General features: G+C 72.4%; 16 protein-coding genes. 10 read left to right on the top strand and 6 right to left on the bottom strand.

Features of this window, described 5'->3' with window-relative positions; all coding sequences use genetic code 11:
- Positions 1-3 precede the first annotated feature (3 nt).
- From EMA17_RS16365 to EMA17_RS16345, 5 genes are all read right to left on the bottom strand, one after another.
- The gene (locus EMA17_RS16365) at positions 4-402 is read right to left on the bottom strand and encodes a MerR family transcriptional regulator (RefSeq protein ID WP_126637752.1); all 399 of its coding nucleotides are present in this window, start codon (positions 400-402) and stop codon (positions 4-6) included.
- A gap of 240 nt (positions 403-642) precedes the next feature.
- A complete protein-coding gene (locus EMA17_RS16360; RefSeq protein WP_126637751.1) occupies positions 643-1,323 on the bottom strand; it encodes a response regulator in 681 nt (226 codons plus the stop codon).
- Complete coding sequence (locus EMA17_RS16355) at positions 1,320-2,552, bottom strand: sensor histidine kinase (protein WP_126637750.1); 1,233 nt, start codon at positions 2,550-2,552, stop codon at positions 1,320-1,322. The genes EMA17_RS16360 and EMA17_RS16355 overlap by 4 nt, the downstream gene beginning before the upstream one ends.
- Positions 2,553-2,557: 5 nt before the next feature.
- Positions 2,558-4,771 carry an MMPL family transporter gene (locus tag EMA17_RS16350; protein ID WP_126637749.1) on the bottom strand — a complete coding sequence of 738 codons (2,214 nt, stop codon included), beginning with the start codon at positions 4,769-4,771 and terminating at the stop codon, positions 2,558-2,560.
- A gap of 97 nt (positions 4,772-4,868) precedes the next feature.
- A complete protein-coding gene (locus EMA17_RS16345; protein ID WP_126637748.1) occupies positions 4,869-5,276 on the bottom strand; it encodes a RidA family protein in 408 nt (135 codons plus the stop codon).
- 418 nt (positions 5,277-5,694) lie between these two features.
- Between EMA17_RS16345 and EMA17_RS16340 the strand changes: the two genes are divergently transcribed.
- The 6 genes from EMA17_RS16340 to EMA17_RS16315 all read left to right on the top strand — a co-directional run bounded on the left by EMA17_RS16340 (position 5,695) and on the right by EMA17_RS16315 (position 14,134).
- On the top strand, positions 5,695-7,212 hold the full coding sequence (locus EMA17_RS16340) for a chitinase (protein ID WP_126637747.1): 1,518 nt from the start codon (positions 5,695-5,697) through the stop codon (positions 7,210-7,212).
- Between the two features lie 151 nt (positions 7,213-7,363).
- Positions 7,364-8,362, top strand: coding sequence for a hypothetical protein (locus tag EMA17_RS16335; RefSeq protein ID WP_126637746.1), 999 nt, complete (start codon positions 7,364-7,366; stop codon positions 8,360-8,362).
- A 227-nt stretch (positions 8,363-8,589) separates the two neighbouring features.
- The gene (locus tag EMA17_RS16330) at positions 8,590-9,924 is read left to right on the top strand and encodes a hypothetical protein (RefSeq protein ID WP_126637745.1); all 1,335 of its coding nucleotides are present in this window, start codon (positions 8,590-8,592) and stop codon (positions 9,922-9,924) included.
- 78 nt (positions 9,925-10,002) lie between these two features.
- Complete coding sequence (locus tag EMA17_RS16325) at positions 10,003-11,457, top strand: hypothetical protein (RefSeq protein ID WP_126637744.1); 1,455 nt, start codon at positions 10,003-10,005, stop codon at positions 11,455-11,457.
- Positions 11,457-12,737: a CHAT domain-containing protein gene (locus EMA17_RS16320; RefSeq protein WP_126637743.1), complete on the top strand. Its 1,281-nt coding sequence runs from the start codon at positions 11,457-11,459 to the stop codon at positions 12,735-12,737. The genes EMA17_RS16325 and EMA17_RS16320 overlap by 1 nt, the downstream gene beginning before the upstream one ends.
- Positions 12,734-14,134, top strand: a complete 1,401-nt coding sequence (locus tag EMA17_RS16315; protein WP_126637742.1) for a hypothetical protein — start codon at positions 12,734-12,736, stop codon at positions 14,132-14,134. Before EMA17_RS16320 ends, EMA17_RS16315 begins: the two co-directional genes overlap by 4 nt.
- 73 nt (positions 14,135-14,207) lie before the next feature.
- Here the strand turns inward: EMA17_RS16315 and EMA17_RS16310 are convergent, their stop codons facing one another.
- Positions 14,208-14,801, bottom strand: coding sequence for a hypothetical protein (locus tag EMA17_RS16310; protein WP_126637741.1), 594 nt, complete (start codon positions 14,799-14,801; stop codon positions 14,208-14,210).
- 280 nt (positions 14,802-15,081) lie between these two features.
- Here EMA17_RS16310 and EMA17_RS16305 point away from each other — a divergent pair, with 280 nt between their 5' ends.
- The 4 genes from EMA17_RS16305 to narI are packed head-to-tail and all read left to right on the top strand — an operon-like array spanning position 15,082 to position 21,956.
- On the top strand, positions 15,082-18,843 hold the full coding sequence (locus tag EMA17_RS16305) for a nitrate reductase subunit alpha (protein ID WP_126637740.1): 3,762 nt from the start codon (positions 15,082-15,084) through the stop codon (positions 18,841-18,843).
- 1 nt (position 18,844) lies between these two features.
- Positions 18,845-20,548, top strand: a complete 1,704-nt coding sequence (gene narH, locus EMA17_RS16300; protein ID WP_126637739.1) for a nitrate reductase subunit beta — start codon at positions 18,845-18,847, stop codon at positions 20,546-20,548.
- The gene (gene narJ / locus EMA17_RS16295; protein WP_126637738.1) at positions 20,545-21,234 is read left to right on the top strand and encodes a nitrate reductase molybdenum cofactor assembly chaperone; all 690 of its coding nucleotides are present in this window, start codon (positions 20,545-20,547) and stop codon (positions 21,232-21,234) included. The genes narH and narJ overlap by 4 nt, the downstream gene beginning before the upstream one ends.
- A complete protein-coding gene (gene narI / locus EMA17_RS16290) occupies positions 21,231-21,956 on the top strand; it encodes a respiratory nitrate reductase subunit gamma (protein ID WP_126637737.1) in 726 nt (241 codons plus the stop codon). Before narJ ends, narI begins: the two co-directional genes overlap by 4 nt.
- The last annotated feature ends 58 nt before the right edge of the window (positions 21,957-22,014 follow it).

Raw genomic sequence — 22,014 nt, 5'->3', positions numbered from 1 at the left:
GGGTCAAGCGCGCACCGCCCCGTCGTGGTCCCGGTCCCCTCGGGCCGCCGTCCGAGCGGCGCTCAGGTAGGCGTCGATGGCGTCGCGATTGCGGGTGAGGCACCGGATACGGCGGTCGAGTTGTTCCCGCTCCGCCGCGACCTGATCGAGCATCCGCGCGCACGGGATCTGCGGCAGCAGGTCGGCGGGACCGTCGAGGTAGGGCAGGATGTCGCGGATGATCCGAGTGGGCAGCCCGGAATCGATCAGCCCGCGAATCCGCCGCACCACCTCGTCCGCTCCGGCGCAGTATTCGCGATAGCCGTTGCCGCCGCGTGCGGGCCGGATCAGCCCCTCTTCCTCGTAGTAGCGCAACGCCCGCACACTGACCCCGGTCAGCCGGGACAACTCTCCGATCCTCACCCGATCCACCCCTCGACGACTGCGTCGACCCTCACATCGACGTGAGGGTTCCACGCTCACGCTACCCCCGGCGCGTGGGACGGCGGCGTCGGCGTGCCGCGACGAGGTCGATCACGACCGCGGGCGTGGACCTGCGCTCCCTCGTCACGTGGCCCCCGACGACACCCGCCGCCCGCCGCCCGCACCGCGCCCGACCCGACCGGCCGCGGCCCGGGTGTCCGCGATCATCCACTCGCGGGCTCACCCGCGCGTCGCGTTCCCGTCGCCGCCCTCGCCGCGGGGCAGCAACCCCGTCTCGATCGCGGTGACCACCGCGTGCGTGCGGTCGCTGACGTCGAGTTTGGCGAAGATGCGGAGCAGGTGGGTCTTGACCGTGGCCTCCGCGATCACCAGTCGGGCGCCGATGTCCGCGTTGGACAGCCCGTCCGCCACCGCGTTCAGGACCTGGATCTCGCGGGAGGTGAGCACCACCGGAGCGGGTCGGCGCATCCGGGCGACCAGGCGCTCCGCGACCCTGGGCGCCAGCACGGTCTGGCCCCGGGCCGCCGAGCGGATGGCGTCGACGAGTTGTTCGCGGGTGGCGTCCTTGAGCAGGTAGCCGATGGCGCCGGCCTCGACCGCGCTCTCGATCTCGGCGTCGGTGTCGTAGGTGGTCAGGATCAACACCCGGGTCCGCGTGCGCAGGGCCACGATGCGAGCGGTGGCGGCCACCCCGCCCAACACCGGCATGCGCAGGTCGAGCAGCGCCACGTCCGGTTCGAGGCGCTCGACCAACTCGACCGCGGCCAGCCCGTCGCCCGCCTCCCCGACGATCTCGATCGTGGCGTCCGCGGCCAGCAGCGCGACCACCCCCGCCCGCATCACCGAGTGGTCGTCGACCACGACCACGCGCAGCGTGTCCCCGCTCGTGTCGCCGCTCATGTCGCGCTCTCCCGCCGGTAGTCGTGCACGTCCGCCACACCCGCCTCGGCCGCGCCGTCGACGGGAATCATCGCCAGGATCCGCGTACCGTCCCCGACCGAGCTGGTGACCGTCAACTCGCCGCCCAGCTCGGCCAGTCGCCGACGCATCCCGTCCAGGCCGAAACCTCGGGCCTCGTCGACCACGAACCCCCGCCCGTCGTCGGTGATCTCCAGTTCCACACCGTCGGCGACCCGGGTGAGCACCACGCCCACGGTGCCGGCGTCCGCGTGTTTGCGGATGTTGGCCAGCGACTCCTGCGTACAGCGCAGCAGCGCGATCCGGGTGCGCTGATCACACTCGACGTCCGGCAGTTCGGCGTCCACCGTGATCCCCGTGTCCTGGGCGAAGCGGTCCAGGGTCCGACGCAGCACCCGGGCCGGCGACCCGGTGACCAGGCCGCTCTGCGGAGCCGAGCCGACCAGTACCCGCGCCTCGGCCAGGTTCTCCCGGGCGGTGCGCTCGATCGACAACAACTGCCGCCCGCTCGTGTCGGGATCGCTCGCCAGGCCCGAGCGCGCGGCCTCCGCCAACACCACGATGGAGGCGAACCCCTGGGCGAGGGTGTCGTGGATCTCCCGGGCCAGCCGCTCCCGCTCCTCCGCGGCGCCCCGGCGCAGATCGGCGTCCGCCAACCGCTCCCGGGCGCCGGCCAGTTCGCTGTCCAGGGCCCGCACACGGGCCCCGTTCTGCTCGATGTAGCGATGAACCGACAGCCCGACCGGCACGCTCACCGCGTAGGCGATCAGGGTCGCCGTGGTGTTGCCGGTGAGCAGGTCCGGGCTCCAGCCCTGCGAGGCGACGCCGCCGAGCACGGTGCCGGCGGCGGCGACGCCGCTGCGCATGATCGAGGGATACGGGGCGCGGGCGGCGAACCAGAAGTGCGGAAGGCTCGCCACGTACAACGACGCACCGCCGTCGCGCACGTAGGCCAGCGCGACCAGGCCGACGATCAGCACCGCCGGGAAGGCGCTCGGCCGCAGCACCCGGTTCCCCGGGAACACCCGTACGACCAGGTAGCACAGGCCGAGCAGGACCGGCAGCCCGACCGCCCACAGCCGCCTCGCCCCACAATCGCCCGCCCCGGCCAGGGCCATCGGGGCGAGCCCGAGCAGCACCCAGAACAGGATGTACCAGCGGTGCAGCGTCCACATCGGGAAACGTTCGGTGGACCGCGGCCGTTCGGACATGGCGCTCAGCCTACGTTTCGGACCGGTCGAACCTCGGCGGAGGGGGTGCGCTCGCGGCTCCGGCGCAGCCCGATCGCCGGCCACCAGCTGCGCTCGCCCAGCAGCAGCATGGCGGCGGGCAGGATCATGATCCGGATCACGAACGCGTCCAGGAGCACGGCCACCGCGAGGCTGAAGCCGAACTGCTTCATCTCGATCAGGTGCAGGCCGATGAAACTGGCGAACACGGTGACCATCACGAACGCGGCGCTGGTGACCACGCCCGCCGAGTTGCCGATCCCGTCGAGTACGGCCCGCCGGGTCGTCGCCCCGCGCCGCACGGCCTCGCGGATCCGACTGATCACGAACACCTGGTAGTCCATGGACAATCCGAACAGGATCACGAACAGGAACAGCGGCACCCTGGAGCCGATCGAACCGGTCGAGTCGAAGTCGAGCAGCCCCTCGGCCCAACTCCCCTGGAAGACCAGGACGAGCAGCCCGAGCGCGGCGCCGGCCGACAGCAGGTTGAGCAGCATGCCGAGCAGGCCCAGGACCACCGAGCCGAACGCGATCACGGTGATCACGAAGGTCACCAGGAGCAGTGACGTGACGATCATCGGCAGCCTGGTCTTCTGGTGTTCGGGATAGTCCGCGTAGCGGGCCACGTCGCCGGTGACCGCCACGTCGACCCCGCGCAGCCGGCCGACCGTGGCCGGTACGTGGTCGTCGCGGACCCGATCGAGCGAGTCCTGCGCCGCGTCGGTGCTGACGAAGTGCGGTACGCGCAGCTCCAGCATGGTGATCCGGCGGTCGGGCGAGGTGCGCAGTTCGGCGATGCCGGAGAGCGCCGGGTCGGTCTCGGCCCGCCGTTCCAGCTCGCGCAGCGCGCCGGCCACCTCGTCGGCCCGGCCGGCGTCGGCGCGGACCACGACCTGGTGCATCGACTTCAGCTCCGGGAACGCCTCGTTCTGCCGATGCCAGGTGTCCATGGCGGGCAGGTCCCTGGAGTAGGTCTCGCGGCCGATGTCGGTCAGCTTCAGGTGCGCGAGCGGGGCGGCCAGGGCCAGCATGGCGAACACGGAGACGGCGAGCGTCGCGGCCGGGCGGGCGGCGGTGACCCGCAACACGGCGGAGGTGATCCGGCCGGCACCACTGCGCGCGGGCTTCGCGGCGACCGGCTTGCCCCGGCGGGCCGCGCGCTCGGCCCTGGCGGCGGCGCGGCGTTCGGCCCGGGCACCGAGCTTGACCAGCAGCGCGGGCAGCGCGGTCAACGAGCCGATCACCGCGACCACCGTGACCACGATCGCGCCGAGGGCGATCGAGGAGAAGATCACGTCGTCGGCGAGGAACAGCGTCGCGCTGGAGGCGGCGACCGCGAGCCCGGAGACCACGACGGCGTGTCCGGAGGTGGCGGCGGCCAGTTCGACCAGGGCTCGGGAGTCGAGCCGCCCGCCCGAGCGGGCCCGTTCCTCGCGTTCGCGCTTGAGGTAGAAGAGCGCGTAGTCGACGCCGACGGCCAGGCCGATCAGCAGGATCACGTTGGTGCCGACCCCGGCGTCCGGGAAGACGTGCGACGCGAGCATGGACAGGCCGACGGCCGCCGCGATCGCGGACAGCGCGAGCACCAGCGGCACGGCGGCCATCGCCGCCGAGCGGAACACGATGAACAGGGTGATCAGCGTGATCGGCAGGGCGATCATCTCGGTCTTGGCGAGGTCGTCGCCGCGTTGGCCCTGGACGTCCTTGCTGATCGAGGGGCCGCCGCTCTCCGCGATCCGCAGCTTCGGGTGTTCCGCCCGCACCTTCGCGGTCTGCGCCAGGAGCGGGTCGACGTGCTTCTTCCCGTCCTGTTCCTCGCCCTTCATCGTGACGTCGACGCGCAGCGCCCTGCCGTCGGCCGAGCGCACCGGCGCGCCGACCGACGACACCTCGGGCAGTCGCCGCATCCGGTCCGCGATCTCGGCGGCCGCGGCGTCCGCCTCGGGGCCCACTCGTTCCGCGCCGGCCTCGGCGGTGATCAGCACCCGCTCCATCGGGCGCTGCTCCAGGCCGCCCTGGGCGGCCAGCGCTTCCCCGCGCCCTGCCTCGCCCACCCGATAGTCCTCGCTGGTGGCCGTGTTCGTCCCGGCGGCGATGCCGGCCCCCAGGCACAACGCGACAAACAGCACCCAGCCGGCGATCGCCCACCAGGGACGCCGAGCACTCCACCCGGCCACTCGAACAGGAAGTTTCGTCATGTCCGAATCCTGTTCGTCGGGCCGGTTGGCTCGACAGCCTCGACCGACGGAACTCCTTGTCCACCGATCGGTGGACAAGGAGTTCGGGGAAGTCGGTTCAGTCCAGGATCGCGATGGCCTCCACCTCGACCAGATGGGCGGGAACGTCCAGGGCGGCGACGCCCAGGAGGGTGGCCGGGGCCACCGGCGTGACACCCAGCGCGGCGGCGGCGCGGGCGATGCCGTCGAGGAGTTGCGGCATCTTGTCGGGCGTCCAGTCGACCACGTGCACGGTGAGCTTGGCGACGTCGTCGAAGGTCGCGCCGACACCGGCCAGGGCGGTGCCGACGTTGCGGTAGCACTGTTCGACCTGGGCGGCGAGATCGCCCTCGCCGACCGTGACTCCGTCGGCGTCCCAGGCCACCTGCCCGGCGAGGAAGACCAGCTTCGACCCGGTGCCGACCGACACCTGCCGATACACGTCGATCTCCGGTAGTCCGGCGGGGTTCGTGAGGGTGACGGCCATGGCGCTACCTCCGTAGTGGTCTCCGATGGTTACTCGGAAACCATAGGAGAGCGAACGCTGACCTGGAAGAACGCACTTTCCGGTGCCCGAGGAACCCAAAGGTGACCACGGCGGGACGCGAGTCGCCCCTCATGGCACACACCGGCCTCGCCAACGGCGACGACAAGCGCGCACCGGGACCCGGCCGGGCCTGCCGGCGCCCGCGACAAAAGGGTTGGCGAACATTGCCCACGCGAGTGGTCGGCCGCCCCGAAACGGGTCCGGCCAGGGGCGGGGCGTCGCGGCTCGCAAAAATGGTCTAGTCCATTTTTGGTCCAGACCATTGACTTGGATACCGCGTGAGCTATCTCATACCGATGCCGCCGAGCCACGCGAAGCGACGGCGGTCCGTCCCCTCTCACAGTCTGGACGCACGCACATGCGACTCCTCCGTACGTTACGAGCGGCCGTCGCCGCCACCGTCACCGCCGCCGCGGCGGTGAGCCTCACCGCCTTCGGAGCCGGCCCCGCCCAGGCCGCGACTCCCCTGCCCGCGCACGTCTTCGCCCCCTACTTCGAGGCGTGGACCGGAGACAGCCCGGCCGCGCTGTCCGCCCAGTCGGGCGCGAAGCACCTGACCATGGCATTCCTGCAGACCGCCACCTCGGGCTCCTGCACGGCGTACTGGAACGGCGACACCGGCATGCCGATCGCCCAGTCCACGTTCGGCGCCGACATCAAGACGATCCAGGGCCGAGGCGGGGACGTGATCCCCTCCTTCGGCGGCTACACCGCGGACACCACGAACACCGAGATCGCGGACAGCTGCACCGACGTCAACCAGATCGCCGAGGTGTACAAGAAGGTCATCACGACCTACGACATCTCCCGCCTCGACATGGACATCGAGGTCGACGCGCTCGACAAGACGGCCGGCATCGACCGCCGCAACAAGGCGATCAAGCTGGTCCAGGACTGGGCCGCGGCCAACGGGCGCAAGATCGAGATCTCCTACACGCTGCCCACCACCACCCACGGCCTCGCCGAGAACAGCGTGGCGCTGCTGCGCAACGCGGTGAGCAACGGCACGCGGGTCGACGTGGTCAACCTGATGACGTTCGACTACTACGACAACGCCACGCACAACATGGCCGACGACACCGAGACGGCCGCGCAGGGCCTGTACAACACCCTCGCGCAGCTCTACCCGGGCAAGACCCCCACGCAGCTCTGGGGCATGATCGGCGTCACCGAGATGCCCGGCATCGACGACTTCGGCGCGGCCGAGACGTTCACCCTGGCCAACGCCAAGCAGGTGTACAACTGGGCGGTGTCGAAGGGCATCAACACGCTCTCCTTCTGGGCGCTCCAGCGGGACCGCGGCAACTGCGGTGCCTCCTCCGACAGTTGCTCGGGGATCCCGGGCAACCAGTGGGACTTCAGCCACGTCTTCGCGCCGTTCACCAGCGGCACGACGACCCCGACCGACGACTTCGCGGTACAGACGACGCCCGCCTCCGGAACGGTCGCCGCGGGCAACTCGACCACCAGCACGGTGAACACCTCGGTGACGGCGGGTTCGGCGCAGACGGTGAACCTCACCGTCTCCGGCGCCCCGACCGGCGTCTCGGTCTCGCTCAGTCCGACATCGGTGACGGCGGGCGGCAGTTCGACGCTGGCCATCACCACGACGACGGCGGCCGTCTCGGGTACGTACACCCTGACGGTGACCGGCGTCGGCACGTCCGTCAGCCACTCGGCGAGCTACACGCTCACCATCACCGGCGGCAACGGCCACCAGTGCACGGCCCCGCCGTGGGCCTCCGGCACGGTCTACACCGGCGGACAACAGGTCTCGTACCAGGGCCACACCTGGAAGGCCAAGTGGTGGACGACCGGCGAGACGCCCGGCACCACCGGCCAGTGGGGCGTCTGGCAGGACCTCGGCGCCTGCTGAGACCGGCCCGAACGCACGGATGAACGGTGTCGCCCGGCGGATTCCCCGCCGGGCGACACCCGCGTGCCCCCACCGAGGCGGTTTCCGCACGTTCGGCCGATTTCGGGCGCATACTCGTCTCCACGGCGGGTGTTCTCGGGGGAGGAACGCGATGCGGGTGCGGCGGGTCGGGACACGGGCGGGACTGGTCACGGTATGCACGGTGATGGCGTTGTTCGGCGCCACGTCGTGCGGCTACCTGGGATTCGACGAGGACGGCGAGCGGAAGGCGGGTCTCGACGACCCGGTGCTCGGCTACGCCATCGGGCCGATCAGGTTCTCCATCTCGACGCGCGGGAAGATCTCCGTGTCGCTCGGGGCGCGCTGGGTCACCCCGGCGGGCACGTTCAGCGTCGACGGCGGCGTCGACTACTCGAGGAAGGCCGCGACCGCCGGCAACGAACTCGTCGTGGTGATCCGGCATCGCGAGGACGGCCGGGTCAAGGAGGACGTCTACCGGGTGGCCGCCGCGAAGGGGCTGCGGGTGACGCTGGAGGGCCGGGTTGTCCAGGAGTTCTCGCCGGGGCGGGTGCTGCTCGAGGCCGACCCGGGCACCACCATCACGATCGATTCCCCGGACGGCGGCGCGAGCCCGGGAACGAATCCGGGCACCGACGCGAGCGCGAGCACCCGTCCGAGCGCCCGGTCGACCACCACGAGGCCGCCCGACGGTCCGCCGCCCACCGGCTCCGGGCCGAGCAGGAGCACGAGCACGAGCCCGCGCCCGACCGCGCAGCCGACCACCCGCCGACTGCCGGCCGACTTCGCCGCGCGTTGGCGCGGGAGCGCCGTCGGTACCGCCACCTTCACCGTCACCCTGCGACTGCACGTGGGCAAGGCCGGAACCGTCGTCGGCGAGTCGGACTACCCCGGCGGCAACTGCTCCGGAACCCTGACCCTGGAGACCGAGGACCGCGCCGCCGTCCGCGCCGACCGGGTCGTCCTGCGCGAGGACATCGTCCGCGATCCGGGGCAGCGGTGCGCGCGCGGCGGCTGGGTCGTGCTCGACAGGGTCCCGGGCAACAAGCTCAAGTACGACTACTACACCGCCTTCCCGAACGGCACCGTGCAGGCACAGGCGACCGGACTCCTGACCCGCGACACGGGCTGACCCGGCCCGAACCCGGCCGGGCGGCACCACCCGACCCGACTCGCCCCCGCCGTCCCCGGGCGCCCGGCCCCGACCCGGTCCGCCCCGACGGCCGCGCCCCGGCCGCACCCGCCCGACCGCACCGGCCCGCCCCCGCTTGCCCCGGTCCGGAGGGAGGGGAAGCATGGAAGCAGGATCGCTCCGCACTCGTACGGAGCGCCGTTGTCGCACGAACATGGAGCCGGACGATGTCTGGTCCTTTTCAACAGTTTCCGCTCGAAGGGGGCTCGACGGCGGATCTCTACCTGCTCCGCTACGACCGCGACGGAGGACTGCGCAGCCCGGTCGCCGAACAGGAGATCAAGGACCGGCTCGCCGGGGTGAGCGACGTCTTCCTGTTCTCGCACGGCTGGAACAACGTGTTCGCGCAGGCCCTCGACCGCTATCGCAGCTTCGTCAACGGGTTCATCGAGCAGCGGCGGCAGTTCGCCCTCCCGCTCCCGCCGGACTACAAACCGCTGCTGATCGGCGTCATCTGGCCCTCCACGAGCTTCGTCATGCCGTGGGAGGCCGGCCCCGACATCGCCGCCGAGCCGGATCCCGACGGTGCCGGAGCCCGGCAGGTCGAGGAGATGTTCGGGCTGGTCACCGGCGCCCTGAAGGCCGAATCCGACCCGGAGTTCGTCGAGTTGGTGGACGGCCGCACCACGATCGACGCCGCCGACGCGCGACGCGCCGCCGAGATCGTGCTCGACTCGCTGCGCGCCGGGCGCGACCCGGACGACGGCTCACCGCCACCCACCGCCGAGGAATTCCTGGGCGTCTGGGCGGCGTTGGACGGCGGCGGAGCCGCGGCCCCACCGGCCGCCCCGGACGATTTCGGCGTCGCGCACCCCACCACGCCGGGGCTGCTGGTCGCGGGCGGCGGCTTCGATCCGCGCAGCCTGCTGCGGACCGCGACGGTGTGGACGATGAAGGCCCGTGCGGGTGACGTGGGCGCCAAGGGGGTGGGCCCGCTCGTCGCGCACATCCTGCGTGAGAGCGCGGTGCGGCTGCATCTGATCGGCCACTCGTTCGGCGCGAAGGTCGTCTTGTCGGCGCTCGTGGCCGCCGCGCCGACCCGGCCCGCCCGGTCGATGTTGCTGCTCCAGGCGGCCGTCAACCGCTGGTGCTTCGCGGCCGACGTCGCCGGCACCGGCCGCTCCGGCGGCTACCACGCCGCCCTCGACCTGGTGGACCGGCCCCTGCTCACCACGTTCTCCGCGTTCGACGATCCGCTGACCCGGTTCTTTCATCTCGCGATGCGCGGCGGTCAACTGGGCGAACCGGGTGTGGCCGCGATCGGCGATCCGGAACTGTACGGCGCACTGGGCGGGTTCGGCCCCGCCGGGGTCGACGCCGTCTCCACCCGGCGATCCGCCGCCGTACCCGGTTCGGAGCACTACGACCTCGGCGGCGGCCTTCGGGTGATCGCCGTCGACGGCGGGGTCGAGATCGACGGGAATCCCGCCATCTCCGGACACGGCGACGTCAGCAATCCGGCGACCTGGTGGGCCATGCACGCCCTGGCCGGACCGGGCTGAGGAACCGGATCCGCCGACCCGCCGCGGCCCGAATCGCCGGGAAGCCGCGGTTTCGCCGCCCGCATCGAAGGAGTCGTGATGTCCGAGGCCCCGGTCGAGAAATGGCACTTGGCGATGCTTCGGGTGCGGCTCGACCTCGGGCGCGCGTCGCCGATCGCGACGGTCGAACTGCTCGGCTTCCCCCCGGAGGGCCCGACGCCGAAGGGCCCGAGGACGTACTGGCGGGGCGACTTCGACTACGGCGGATTCGGGCTCTCGGAAGGTGTCGAACCCCCGTGCGACCCGACCGTGCCGGACGATCTGGTCGAGGGCGTCGTGGGCTGCCTGAGCGCCGAGTTCCCGGCGGATACCGCGCTCTGGTTGCGGCTGGTCCCGCCCTACGGCCACCTGGGCGGGGTGCCGTGGGAGGGCGCCCTCGTCGCGGCCGCGGGTCGGCCGCTGGTCCGGGTGCCCGATCGCCTGCCGCCCGGATCCGATCCGGGACGGATGTGGACCGTGGCGGTCGCGCTGTCCACCGCGCCGGACGCGCCGTGGGTGGCCGGATACCTCTCGGCGTTCGTGGCCTCCCTTCGCGCCTGCGTCGCGGGCCGGGTGGACGTACACGTATTCACCGAGCGGGGCGGCGAACAGGCGTTGCGGGCGCTGTTGTCGACCGGGCGCGACGGAGACCTGATCCACGTCCACGACCCCGACGGCGCACGGCGCTACGCCCGGTCCGGACCGCCGCGACCCGATGGCCCGGGCCCGGCCACCGGACCGCCGCTGTGGGGCAATTGGATCGCCGGCGGACTCGACGGCAAGGCGGTGCGAGCGCTGCACATCGTCACCGACGGCACGTTCGACGGCATCCGACCGGTGCTGTCGGTGAACCCCGATCCCGCGACGGGCACCGACCGGTCCACCCGCGCGTTCGTCACCGCCGACCGGGTACGACGCCTCGCCGACCGCGTCGGGGCGACCGTGCTGTCCCTCGGTTCACCGCCGGACAATCCGTGCGACTCGGCGATCCGCATGATGGCCGACCACATCGGTCTGCGCCGTGCCGGGCCGACGTTCTACAGCTCGGTGGCGCGGGATCCCGCCGGATACGCGTTGGCCCAGGCGCACGCGTTCATCGCCGGCGAACCGGGCACCGTGCCGATCCCGCGCGACCCGTCGCTGTTCGTGCACCTCCAGCCCGAGTTCGTCGGCGCCGCGCTCCGCGACGCCTGGCCCGATCCGGAGGCGCCCGGGATGTCCTGGCTCAGCGGGCGGGCGCCGATCGCGGATTCGAGGAGCAGCACCGAGGTCCTGCCGCACGCGCTCGGCATGGCCGGCGGCGACGAGATCACCGCGCGCTACGCGAACGCCGACTCGGTGCCGATGTGGGTCGCCTCCTCCACGCGCTACATCGAGAACCAGGTGGCGTCGCTGGTCCGCACCGCCGGCGTCCCCGGCGAGACCCCGGCCGCCAAGCAGGCGTACGACCTGGGAGTCGGCCAGGCCATCGCCGAGTTGCGCGCGCTCGTCGACGAACGTATCCGGGAGACGTGATGCGCACCGTGCTCGGCTTCGAACCGCTGGGGGACGAGCGCACCGTGCTCAAACTGCGCGAGGCGCCCGCCAACATCCCGGGGCTCGGCGCCAATCGGGTCACCGACGTCTCCGATCCCGGCGGCACCGTCGCCGGCCGGGGCGAGGCGCTGCTGAAACGGCTGTGCCGGCACCCGGCGGTCAGCCAGGGCCTGAGCGCCGCCCTCGCCCGGCCGCCCGCCGCCGGACCGACTCCGCTGTACCTGCACATGGTCTCGAACCTGGCCGACCGGCTGCCCTGGGAACAACTCCACTCCGCGGCGCAGGGGTTCATCGCGCTCGACGCGCGCTGGCCGATCGTGCGCATCGCCGCGATCCGCAGCCCCGTCGATCGCCGCACGTTCACCCCACCGCTGCGCATCGTCGCCGTCCTGTCCGCGGCGGGGCGCACCGGCGTGTCCCAACTCGACGCGCTGCTCGCGGCCGGCGCGCTGCCCGACGCGCGGGCGCTGGACACCCGGCTGCATGTGATCAGCGCCGAGCGGGCCGTGCTCGACCGCGTCGCGGCGGCCGGCCGCCCCGACGTCACCGCCGACGTGCTCCCGGGTACCGCGCCGGAGTTGGCCAAGCGGATCACCGCGGCCAAGCCGCACCTGGTGCACCTGCTGTGTCACGGTGGCGCGGCCGGCGGTGTGCGAACGCTCGCCTTCGCCCACACGGCGGACTTCGACGCGGGGGAGCCCGTGGGCTCGGTGCAGTTGAAACTGCCGGACCTGGTGGTCGCGTTGATCCCGTGCGCGCCGTGGCTGGTGGTCCTGGGCGCGTGTCGGACGGCGCAGACGTCCGACACGCTCTCGCTCGCCCACGACCTCGTCTCGCAGGGGTTGCCGGCGGTCGCGGGCATGCGCAGGCTGGTCGACCTGAACGACACGGATCGATTCTGCGCGGCGCTGTATCCGGAGGTGCTCGCCACCGTCCGCGGCACGCTGGAGGACCCGGGCGAGCACGAGATCGACTGGGCGGCCACCTTCACCGCCCCGCGCCAGGCGCTGGCCCGGGACGATCCGGACGAGAGCGAGGCGTGGTCGGACCCCGTGCTCTACCTCCAGGACGACCCGCTGCGGATCGCGGCGAGTTCGGCGGCGGATTCGTCCGAGTTGGCGAACCTCCAGGGGCGGCTCGACACGCACGAGCGTTTCCGGGCGACGCTGGATCCGGTCACCACGGATCCGGCGCTGTTGGCGCAGGTGGACGCGTTGATCGCCGATCTGCGGGCACGCTTGGCGGGTGCGGGCCGATGACGCTGCCGGCGGACATCCAACTCGACGCCTGGACCGGGGAGGAGGTCGCGCGGGCCACGATCGACGCCGGCGCGGCCTCGTGGGGTGCCGGAAAAGGCGGCATGCCGCGCTCCCAGGCGGTGCTTCCGTTCGAGGCCCCGGCCGACCCGAGGGACTGGCGCTCGGCCGACGTCGGCTACGGGATCCTGCTGCCGGACAGCACCGATCCGCAGGTGTCCGACGCGGCGAAGGCGGCCGGCGAGGACGCCGCCGCACCGGTGCGCGAGTTGTTGGCGGCGCGGCCGGGCACCGCGGTGTTGCGCTGGAGTCCGGAGCTGCCCGACCACCTGCTGCGCCGGTACTTCGCCGCCGACCCGCCCCAGGAACCGGCCATCGGACTGTCGGAGTTCGGGACCGGGCGGGGCCGGCTCCCGAAGTACGTGGCGATCATCGGCGGCCCCGACGTGATCCCCTGGTCCGTGCAGTACGCGCTGGGCACCAGGCACCTGGTCGGGCGCATCCCGCTGGCCGGGGACGCGCTCGCCCACTACGTCCGGGCGCTGCTCGCGGATTGGGCCGGCGCCGAGGCGCGTACCGACCGGGCGGTGACCTGGACGGTCGACCACGGTCCGCTGGACATCACGGCGTTGATGCGCGCGGTGATCGCCGCTCCGCTGGCGGCGCGGCTCACCCCGCCCCCGCTCGCCGAATTCCGCGACGTCACCGCGGCCGAGGCGACCGGCGACGCACTCGTGGGCGCCCTCGCCGACCTCCGCCCCGGGCTGCTCGCCACCTCCGGTCACGGCCGCACCGGTCCGCTGGACGCTCCCGCCGAGATGCGCGCGATGCTCGGGCTGCCGGTGGACGCCACGCACACCACCGTGCCGCTGCGCACGTTGTGCGACGGCATGCCGGGTGGGTGTGTGTGGTACGCCCAGGCGTGCTGCTCGGCCGGTGCGGCCGGCGAGAGCTTCTACGCCGGGCTGCTTCCGGTCGGCAGCTCCGCGCTCGGCACGGTGGAGGCGGTCGCGGGCCTGGGCACGATGGTGGCCCCGGCGCCGCTGGAACTGCTCGGTCGCGAACACCCGGTGCGGGCCGTGATCGGCCACGTGGAGCCGACCTTCAGCTGGACCCTGCGCGTCGACGACACCGGCCAGGGTCTCGGCGGCCGCCTGGTCTCCGCGCTGTCCGGCCACCTGTACGCGGGCGAGCCCTTGGGCCTGGCCCTGGCCGAATACCGCGCCGACGTCGGCGAGTTGCACACCCGCTGGGCCCGCCTGCGCGACGCCCTGGCCAACGGCGACACCTCGGTCCGGGAAACCCTCACCAGACTCCGCGTGGCGGCCCTCGACCGCCAAAGCCTGGTCCTCCTGGGCGACCCCACCATCGCCCTGCCACCCCTGGAACCCGCCGGGTGACGCCCCGTACGGCCGCCGGGAGCGGTCGTACGGGGCGCGGTCGGTCACGGTGCGGCGCGTGGCCGCCGCGGCGCTACAGCGACGCGCACTGGCCGGACTTCGGGCCCTTCACCGTGTTCGGCAGGCCGGCGTTCGTCGGCTCGGGGGTGTTGCCCGCGCAGTTCAGCGGGCCGCCGACGGTGTTGGCGAGCACCTGGCTCGGGCCCTTGTTTCCGGCCAGGTGCACGGGGCCGCCGACGCGGGACCACAGGAGTGCGGTGACGCCGATCGCGTCGGTGCCCGTGACGGGGCCGCCGACCGTGGTGTCGGCCAGGACGAGGGCGGTCGCGCCGTGTGCCGAGACCGGGCCGGTGACGGTCGACCTGGTGGCGATCAGGCCCGCGCCCGGCTCGACCCGGACCGGGCCCCGCACCGTGGCGCCGTCCAGGCAGGTGATGCCCGACGCGATCGTGAGCGGCTTGCTCAGCACGCCGCGCACCGTGGTGGTGCAGGGGCCGAAGTCGCCGGCGGCGGCGCGGTCGAGGTCGATGGCGGGAACACCGGTCCGTGCGGCGGCGGTCGGCTCGGACGGGGCGGCCCACACGACGGGTGCGGCCGTGGTGAGTCCGGCCGCGAGCAGCGCGGTCAGGGCGAGCGCGGTCGCGGGGCGGCGACGGATGGGTGACACGGGCTCTCAGCTCCTCAACGGGTGCGCGCGCCCATCGTTCGGGGGATGGGACGCACCCTGCTCGATGCGGCCCGGTCCACGCGGATCGGGCCGCTGCCACCCAATCGCGGGCAGGAATCCGCCGAGGCGTGTTCCGGTTGATCATCCGCCACGTCCGCGCGAACAACACGTCCCGACGGGCGGACACGGTGAGCCGAGCACCCGCGTCCCACCATCGAAGCCCTACATATAGGACATTTACTGCAACTCGGCATGCGGAGCCTCATCCCGAAGGGTCGTCATGGACACCGGTTCGCCCCCGCCCACCGACCCACCCCCGGCCCCCGGCCTGGACGGCCGCGCGAGCGACCTGCTCCTGCGTACCGGGCGCTTCTTCCGCCGCGACGCGGTGGTCTCGCCGGACCTGCGCGCCCAATACCTGAAGGGCGGCCGACAGGGCGACGTCTTCTACCGCGAGCGCTGGAGCCACGACAAGGTCGTCACCTCCACCCACGGCGTCAACTGCACCGGCTCCTGCCGCTGGAAGGTCTACGTCAAGGACGGCGTGATCACCTGGGAGACCCAGGCCACCGACTACCCCTCGGTGGGACCCGATCGCCCCGAGTACGAACCGCGCGGCTGCCCGCGCGGCGCCGCGTTCTCCTGGTACACCTACTCACCCACCCGGGTGCGCTACCCCTACGTGCGCGGCGTGCTCCTGGAGCTGTACCGCGAGGCCCGACAACGCCTGGGCGACCCGGTCCTGGCCTGGGCCGACGTGGTCGCCGACCCCGAGCGCCGGCGGCGCTACCAACGCGCCCGGGGCCGGGGCGGCCTGGTCCGGGCCACGTGGGACGAGGCGGTGGAGATCGTCGCCGCGGCGCATGTGCACACCATCGCGCGCCACGGACCGGACCGGATCGCCGGGTTCTCCCCCATCCCGGCGATGTCGATGGTCTCGCACGCGGCCGGCGCCCGCTTCATGAGCCTGATCGGCGCGCCGATGTTGTCCTTCTACGACTGGTACGCCGACCTGCCGGTGGCCTCCCCGCAGGTGTTCGGCGACCAGACCGACGTGCCCGAGTCGGGCGACTGGTGGGACGCGGCGTACCTGATCATGTGGGGCACCAACGTGCCCGTCACCCGCACGCCCGACGCGCACTGGATGGCCGAGGCGCGCTACCGCGGGCAGAAGGTGGTGGTGGTCGCGCCGGACTACGCGGACAACGCGAAGTTCGCCGACGAATGGCTGCACCCGCACCCGGGCACCGATGCCGCGCTGGCCATGGCGATGGGCCACGTGGTCCTCAAGGAATGTTTCGTCGACCGGACCGTCGAGTTCTTCGACACCTATGTCAAGCAGTTCACCGACCTGCCGTTCCTGGTCACGCTGACCGAACGCGCGGACGAGCCGGGCGCGTACACCCCCGCCAAGTTCGTCCGCGCCGCCGACCTCGCCGCCGACGGGGCCGCCTCGACCCAGGAGGGCGCGGACTGGAAGACGGTCCTGCTCGACGACGCGACGGGCGAGCCGGTGGTGCCCGGCGGCTCGATCGGCTTCCGCTGGACCGAATCGGGCCGGGGCCGCTGGAACCTCGACCTGGCCGGCGTCCGCCCCCGGCTCACCCTGTACCGCGACCCCACCGCACGCGGCGTCGAGGTCCTGCTGCCCCGCTTCGACACCGAGGGCGGCGAGCACGGTCAGGGTCGCGGCGAGGTGCTGCGCCGGGGGGTGCCGGCCCGCCGCCTCGGCCCCGGCGGCCCGCTGGTCACCACCGTGTTCGACCTGCTTCTGGCCCAGTACGGGGTACCCCGCGACGGCCTGCCCGGCACGTGGCCCGTCGGCTACGACGACGCGACCCAACCGGGCACGCCCGCCTGGCAGGAGACGCTGACCTCGGTGCCCGCCGCGCGCGCCGTCGCGATCGCGCGGGAGTTCGCCGACACCGCCGAGCGGTCCGGGGGCCGCTGCATGATCCTGATGGGCGCCGGGACCAACCACTGGTTCCACTCCGAGACGATCTACCGCACCTTCCTGGCCCTGCTGCAACTCACCGGCTGCCAGGGCCGCAACGGCGGCGGCTGGGCACACTACGTGGGCCAGGAGAAGTGCCGGCCGGCCACGGGGTGGGCCACCCTCGCGAGCGCCAACGACTGGTCCCGGCCGCCGAGGCAGATGATCGGCACGGCCTACTGGTACCTGAACACCGACCAGTGGCGCTACGACGGGTTCACCACCGACGTCCTGGCCTCCCCGCTGGGCGCGGGCGACCTGACCGGGACGACCGCCGCCGACTGCCTGGCCACCTCGGCGCGACTGGGTTGGATGCCCTCCTACCCCACCTTCGACCGCAACCCGCTCGACCTGGTCGACGAGGCCGAACGCGCCGGCGTCGACCCGGTCGAGCACACCGTCGAGGCGCTGCGCTCCGGCGCGTTGGGCTTCGCGTGCGAGGACCCGGACGCGCCGCACAACTGGCCGAGAGTGCTCACCGTATGGCGTTCCAACCTGCTCGGCTCCTCCGCCAAGGGCGCCGAATACTTCGCCAAACACCTTCTGGGCACCGACAGTTCGCTGCGCGCCGAGGAGGCGCCGCCGGGCTCCCGCCCGCAGGGCGTGCGCTGGCACGACCAGGCCCCGGAGGGCAAACTCGACCTGCTGCTGTCGCTGGACTTCCGGATGACGTCCACCACGCTGATGTCCGACGTGGTGCTGCCCGCCGCGACCTGGTACGAGAAGCACGACCTGTCCTCGACCGACATGCACCCCTTCGTACACGCGTTCACCCCCGCGATCGACCCGCCGTGGCAGGCCCGTACCGACTTCGAGGCGTTCCACACGATCGCGGCGCGGTTCGGCGAACTGGCGCGCGGGCACCTGGACACCCGCCGTGACCTGGTGGCCACCGCCCTCCAACACGACACCCCCGGGGAGATCGCCCAACCCGGCGGGATCGCGGCGGACTGGCGGGCCGGCCACTGCCCGCCGGTGCCGGGCCGGACCATGCCGAACCTGACCGTGGTCGAGCGCGACTACACGGCCGTCGCCGCCAAGATGGCCGCGCTGGGCCCGCTCGCCGAGCAGTTGGGCCTGCCCGTCAAGGGAATCGCCTTCGACGTGGGCGCCGAGGTCGAGGACCTGCGCCGGCTCAACGGCACCGCCCGCACCGGTGTCGCCGCCGGTCGGCCGCTGATCGACACCGCGGTCCGGGCCTGCGACACGATCCTGGCGCTGTCCGGAACGACCAACGGCAGATTGGCCGTTCAGGGTTTCCGTACCCTCGAGGCGCGCACCGGGCAGGCGATGGCGCACCTGGCCGCCGAACACGAGGGCAGGCGGATCGGCTACGCGGACACCCAGGCCCGGCCCGAGCCGGTGATCACCTCGCCGGAATGGTCCGGCAGCGAGGCCGGCGGTCGGCGCTACACCGCGTTCACCCTCAACACCGAACACCTCAAGCCCTGGCACACCCTCACCGGCCGCCAGCACTTCTTCCTCGACCACGACTGGATGCACGAACTCGGCGAGGCGCTGCCGGTGTACCGGCCGCCGCTGGACATGCACCGGCTGTTCGGCGAGCCCGTGCTCGGCCCGGACGGCGCCCACGAGGTGACGGTCCGCTACCTGACCCCGCACAACAAGTGGTCGATCCACTCCGAATACCAGGACAACCTGCTCATGCTCTCCCTCTCGCGCGGCGGCCAGACCATCTGGCTGAGCACCGCCGACGCGCGGGCGATCGGGGTGCGCGACAACGACTGGATCGAGGCGGTCAACCGCAACGGCGTGGTCACCGCCCGCGCGGTGGTCTCGCACCGCATGCCCACCGGCACCGTCTACATGCACCACGCCCAGGACCGCACCGTCGGGGTCCCCAGGGCACAGAGCACCGGCCGGCGCGGCGGGATCCACAACACGCTCACCCGCGTGCTCCTCAAGCCCACCCATCTGATCGGCGGATACGCGCAACTGAGCTGGGCGTTCAACTATCTGGGCCCCACCGGCAACCAACGCGACGAGGTCACCGTGATCCGCCGCCGCTCGCAGGACGTGGAGTACTGAGATGCGCGTGATGGCCCAGATCGCCATGGTGATGAACCTCGACAAGTGCATCGGCTGCCACACCTGCTCGGTCACCTGCAAACAGACGTGGACCAACCGGGGCGGCGTCGAGTACGCCTGGTTCAACAACGTCGAGACCCGCCCCGGGCAGGGTTATCCGCGCCGCTGGCAGGACCAGGACACCTGGCAGGGCGGCTGGCGGCGCAACCGGCGCGGCCGACTGCGACTCGCCTCCGGCGGCCGGTGGCACCGGCTGAGCCGGATCTTCGCCAACCCCAGGCTGCCCACCATCACGGACTACTACGAGCCCTGGACCTACGACTACCGCACCCTGACCGACGCCCCGCTCGGCGACGACATCCCGGTCGCCCGCCCACGCTCCCTGCTCACCGGCAAGCCGATGGAGATCACCTGGAGTTCCAACTGGGACGACGATCTCGGCGGCACCGGCGAACTCGGCCACTTGGACCCGATGGTGGCCAGGACCCGGGAGAAGGTCGCCGACAGGATTCGTTTCGAGTTCGAGCAGACCTTCATGTTCTACCTGCCGAGGATCTGCGAACACTGCCTCAACCCCTCGTGCGTGTCCGCGTGTCCGTCCGGCGCGATGTACAAGCGGGTCGAGGACGGCATCGTGCTGGTCGACCAGGACGGCTGTCGGGGCTGGCGGATGTGCGTGACCGCCTGTCCGTACAAGAAGGTCTACTTCAACCACAAGACCGGCAAGGCCGAGAAGTGCACCATGTGCTACCCGCGGATCGAGGTGGGCCTGCCGACGGTGTGCTCGGAGACGTGCGTCGGCCGGCTGCGCTACCTCGGTGTCCTGCTCTACGACGCGGACGCGGTACTCGCCGCCGCCTCCGTCGAGAACGAACACGACCTGTATCCCGCCCAGTTGGGCGTGTTCCTCGACCCCGAGGACCCGGCCGTGCGGCGCGCGGCCGAGGCGGCCGGCATCACGCACGACTGGATCGAGGCGGCCCGCCGCTCACCGGTGCGCACGCTGATCGCCGAGTATCGGGTGGCACTCCCCCTGCATCCGGAATTCCGCACCATGCCGATGGTCTGGTACATCCCGCCGCTGTCCCCGGTGGTCGACGCGCTGACCTCGACCGGCCACGACGGCGAGGACGCCGGCAACCTCTTCGGCGCGATCGACACCCTGCGCGTACCGCTCGAATACCTCGCCGAGTTGTTCACCGCCGGCGACCCCGCGCCGGTGCGCGCCGCGCTGGAGCGACTGGCGGCGATGCGCTCCTACATGCGGGCGATCAACCTCGACGAGGAGCCGGACGAGGCGATCCCCGCCCGGGTCGGGCTGACCGGCACGCAAGTCCGGGACCTGTACCGGCTGTTGGCCATCGCCAAGTACGACGAACGCTACGTGATCCCGACCGCGGCGATCGGCGACGCCGCCCGCCTGGAGGAGTCCGCCCTGCCCGACGGCTGCAGCCTGGACTTCGCGGGCGGCCCGGGCATGGGCGGATCCGGCCCGTTCGGCGAGGCGTCCGGGCGGCCGGTACCGGTGAGCGTGGAGAACTTCCACGCCCTGCGCGACCGGGGCACCGCGGACCGACCCGCCGACACCGCCGGGCCCGGCGCACGGGTCAACCTGCTCAACTGGGACGGAAACGGCCGCCCGGCCGGGCTGTTCCCACCCCACGACGAGGCGCGGCGCGACGACCCGGGAGAGACCGACCGATGAAGGCGTTCACCGACCGCTTCCGGCCCCGCGCGGGCCGAACCCGCCACCGGCACACCACCGCGGTGCTCCGCCAGGCCGCCGCGCTGTGCCTGCACTACCCCGACCGGGACTTCCACGCCCGGGTACCGCTGCTGCGCGCCGCGCTGGCCGAGATCGCCCCGAGCCCGGCCGCGGTGCCGCTCACCGACTTCCTCGACGAGGTGTGCGCCTGGCCGGCCGACCGGCTCGCCGCGCACTACGTCACCGTCTTCGACCTGCGCAACCGGCGCAGCCTGTACCTGAGTTGGTGGCGCGAGGGGGACACCCGCCGACGCGGCACCGCGCTGGTCGGCTTCAAGCGCCTCTACCGCGCGCACGGTCTGGACTTCGTCGGCACGGAACTGCCGGACTTCCTGCCCGCCGTACTGGAGTTCGCCGCCGTCGGCGGTCCGGAGGCGGCCGAGGCCGGCACCGCGCTGCTGTGCGAACACCGCCCCGGCATCGAACTGTTGCGTTTCGCGCTGCACGACGCGCGGACCCCGTACGCGCGAGTCCTGGAGGCCGTGTGCGCGACGCTGCCCGGCCCCTCCCCCAGGGATCGGGCCGAGGCCCGCGCCCTGGCCCACGCGGGACCGCCGCGCGAGGACGTCGGCCTGGCCGCGTTCGGCGACGCCCCCGCCATCGCACACCCCGGAGCCGGCCGATGAACACCATGTTGTGGGCGGTGCTGCCCTACCTGTCCCTGGTCGTCCTGATCGGCGGCACCGTCTGGCGGCACCGCTACGACCGCTTCGGCTGGACCACCCGCTCGTCCCAGCTCTACGAGTCGCGACTGCTGCGCGTCGGCAGCCCGCTGTTCCACTACGGGCTGCTGTTCGTGGTCGCCGGCCACGTCGTGGGCCTGCTCGTCCCGCAGTCGTGGACGAACGCGGTGGGCGTCGGCGAACACGCCTACCACGTGGCGGCCACCGCCCTGGGCCTGGCCGCGGCCGCGGCGACCATCGCGGGCATCGTGCTGCTGATCCGCCGCCGGCGCACCACGGGGCCGGTCTTCCTGGCCACCACCCGCAACGACAAGCTGATGTACCTCTTCCTCGCCGGCACCATCCTCGCCGGCACCGCCGCCACGCTGTGGAACACGGTGGGCCCGCACGAGCACAACTACCGCGAGACCATCTCCCCGTGGTTTCGCAGCCTGTCCTACCTGCGTCCGAGGACCGAGCTGATGGCTCGGGCGCCGATCACCTACCAGGTGCACGTGGTGCTCGCGATGCTGCTGTTCGCGCTGTTCCCGTTCACCCGCCTGGTGCACGCCTTCAGCGCGCCGGTGGGCTACCTGTTCCGCCCGTACGTCGTCTACCGCAGCCGCGACGCCCGGCCACCGGGCGCCGGCGAACCCCGGCCCGGGTGGGAGCCGGTCGACCGGTAGCGGGGGCCGCACCGAGGATCGTTCGAATATGCGTTCGATTCGATGGGGTATCGTGGCG

It is taken from the genome of Embleya hyalina, assembly GCF_003967355.1.
GTDB lineage: Bacteria > Actinomycetota > Actinomycetes > Streptomycetales > Streptomycetaceae > Embleya > Embleya hyalina.
The sequence above is the reverse complement of the archived record's forward strand: the minus strand, read 5'-3'. Positions and strand labels throughout refer to the sequence as shown.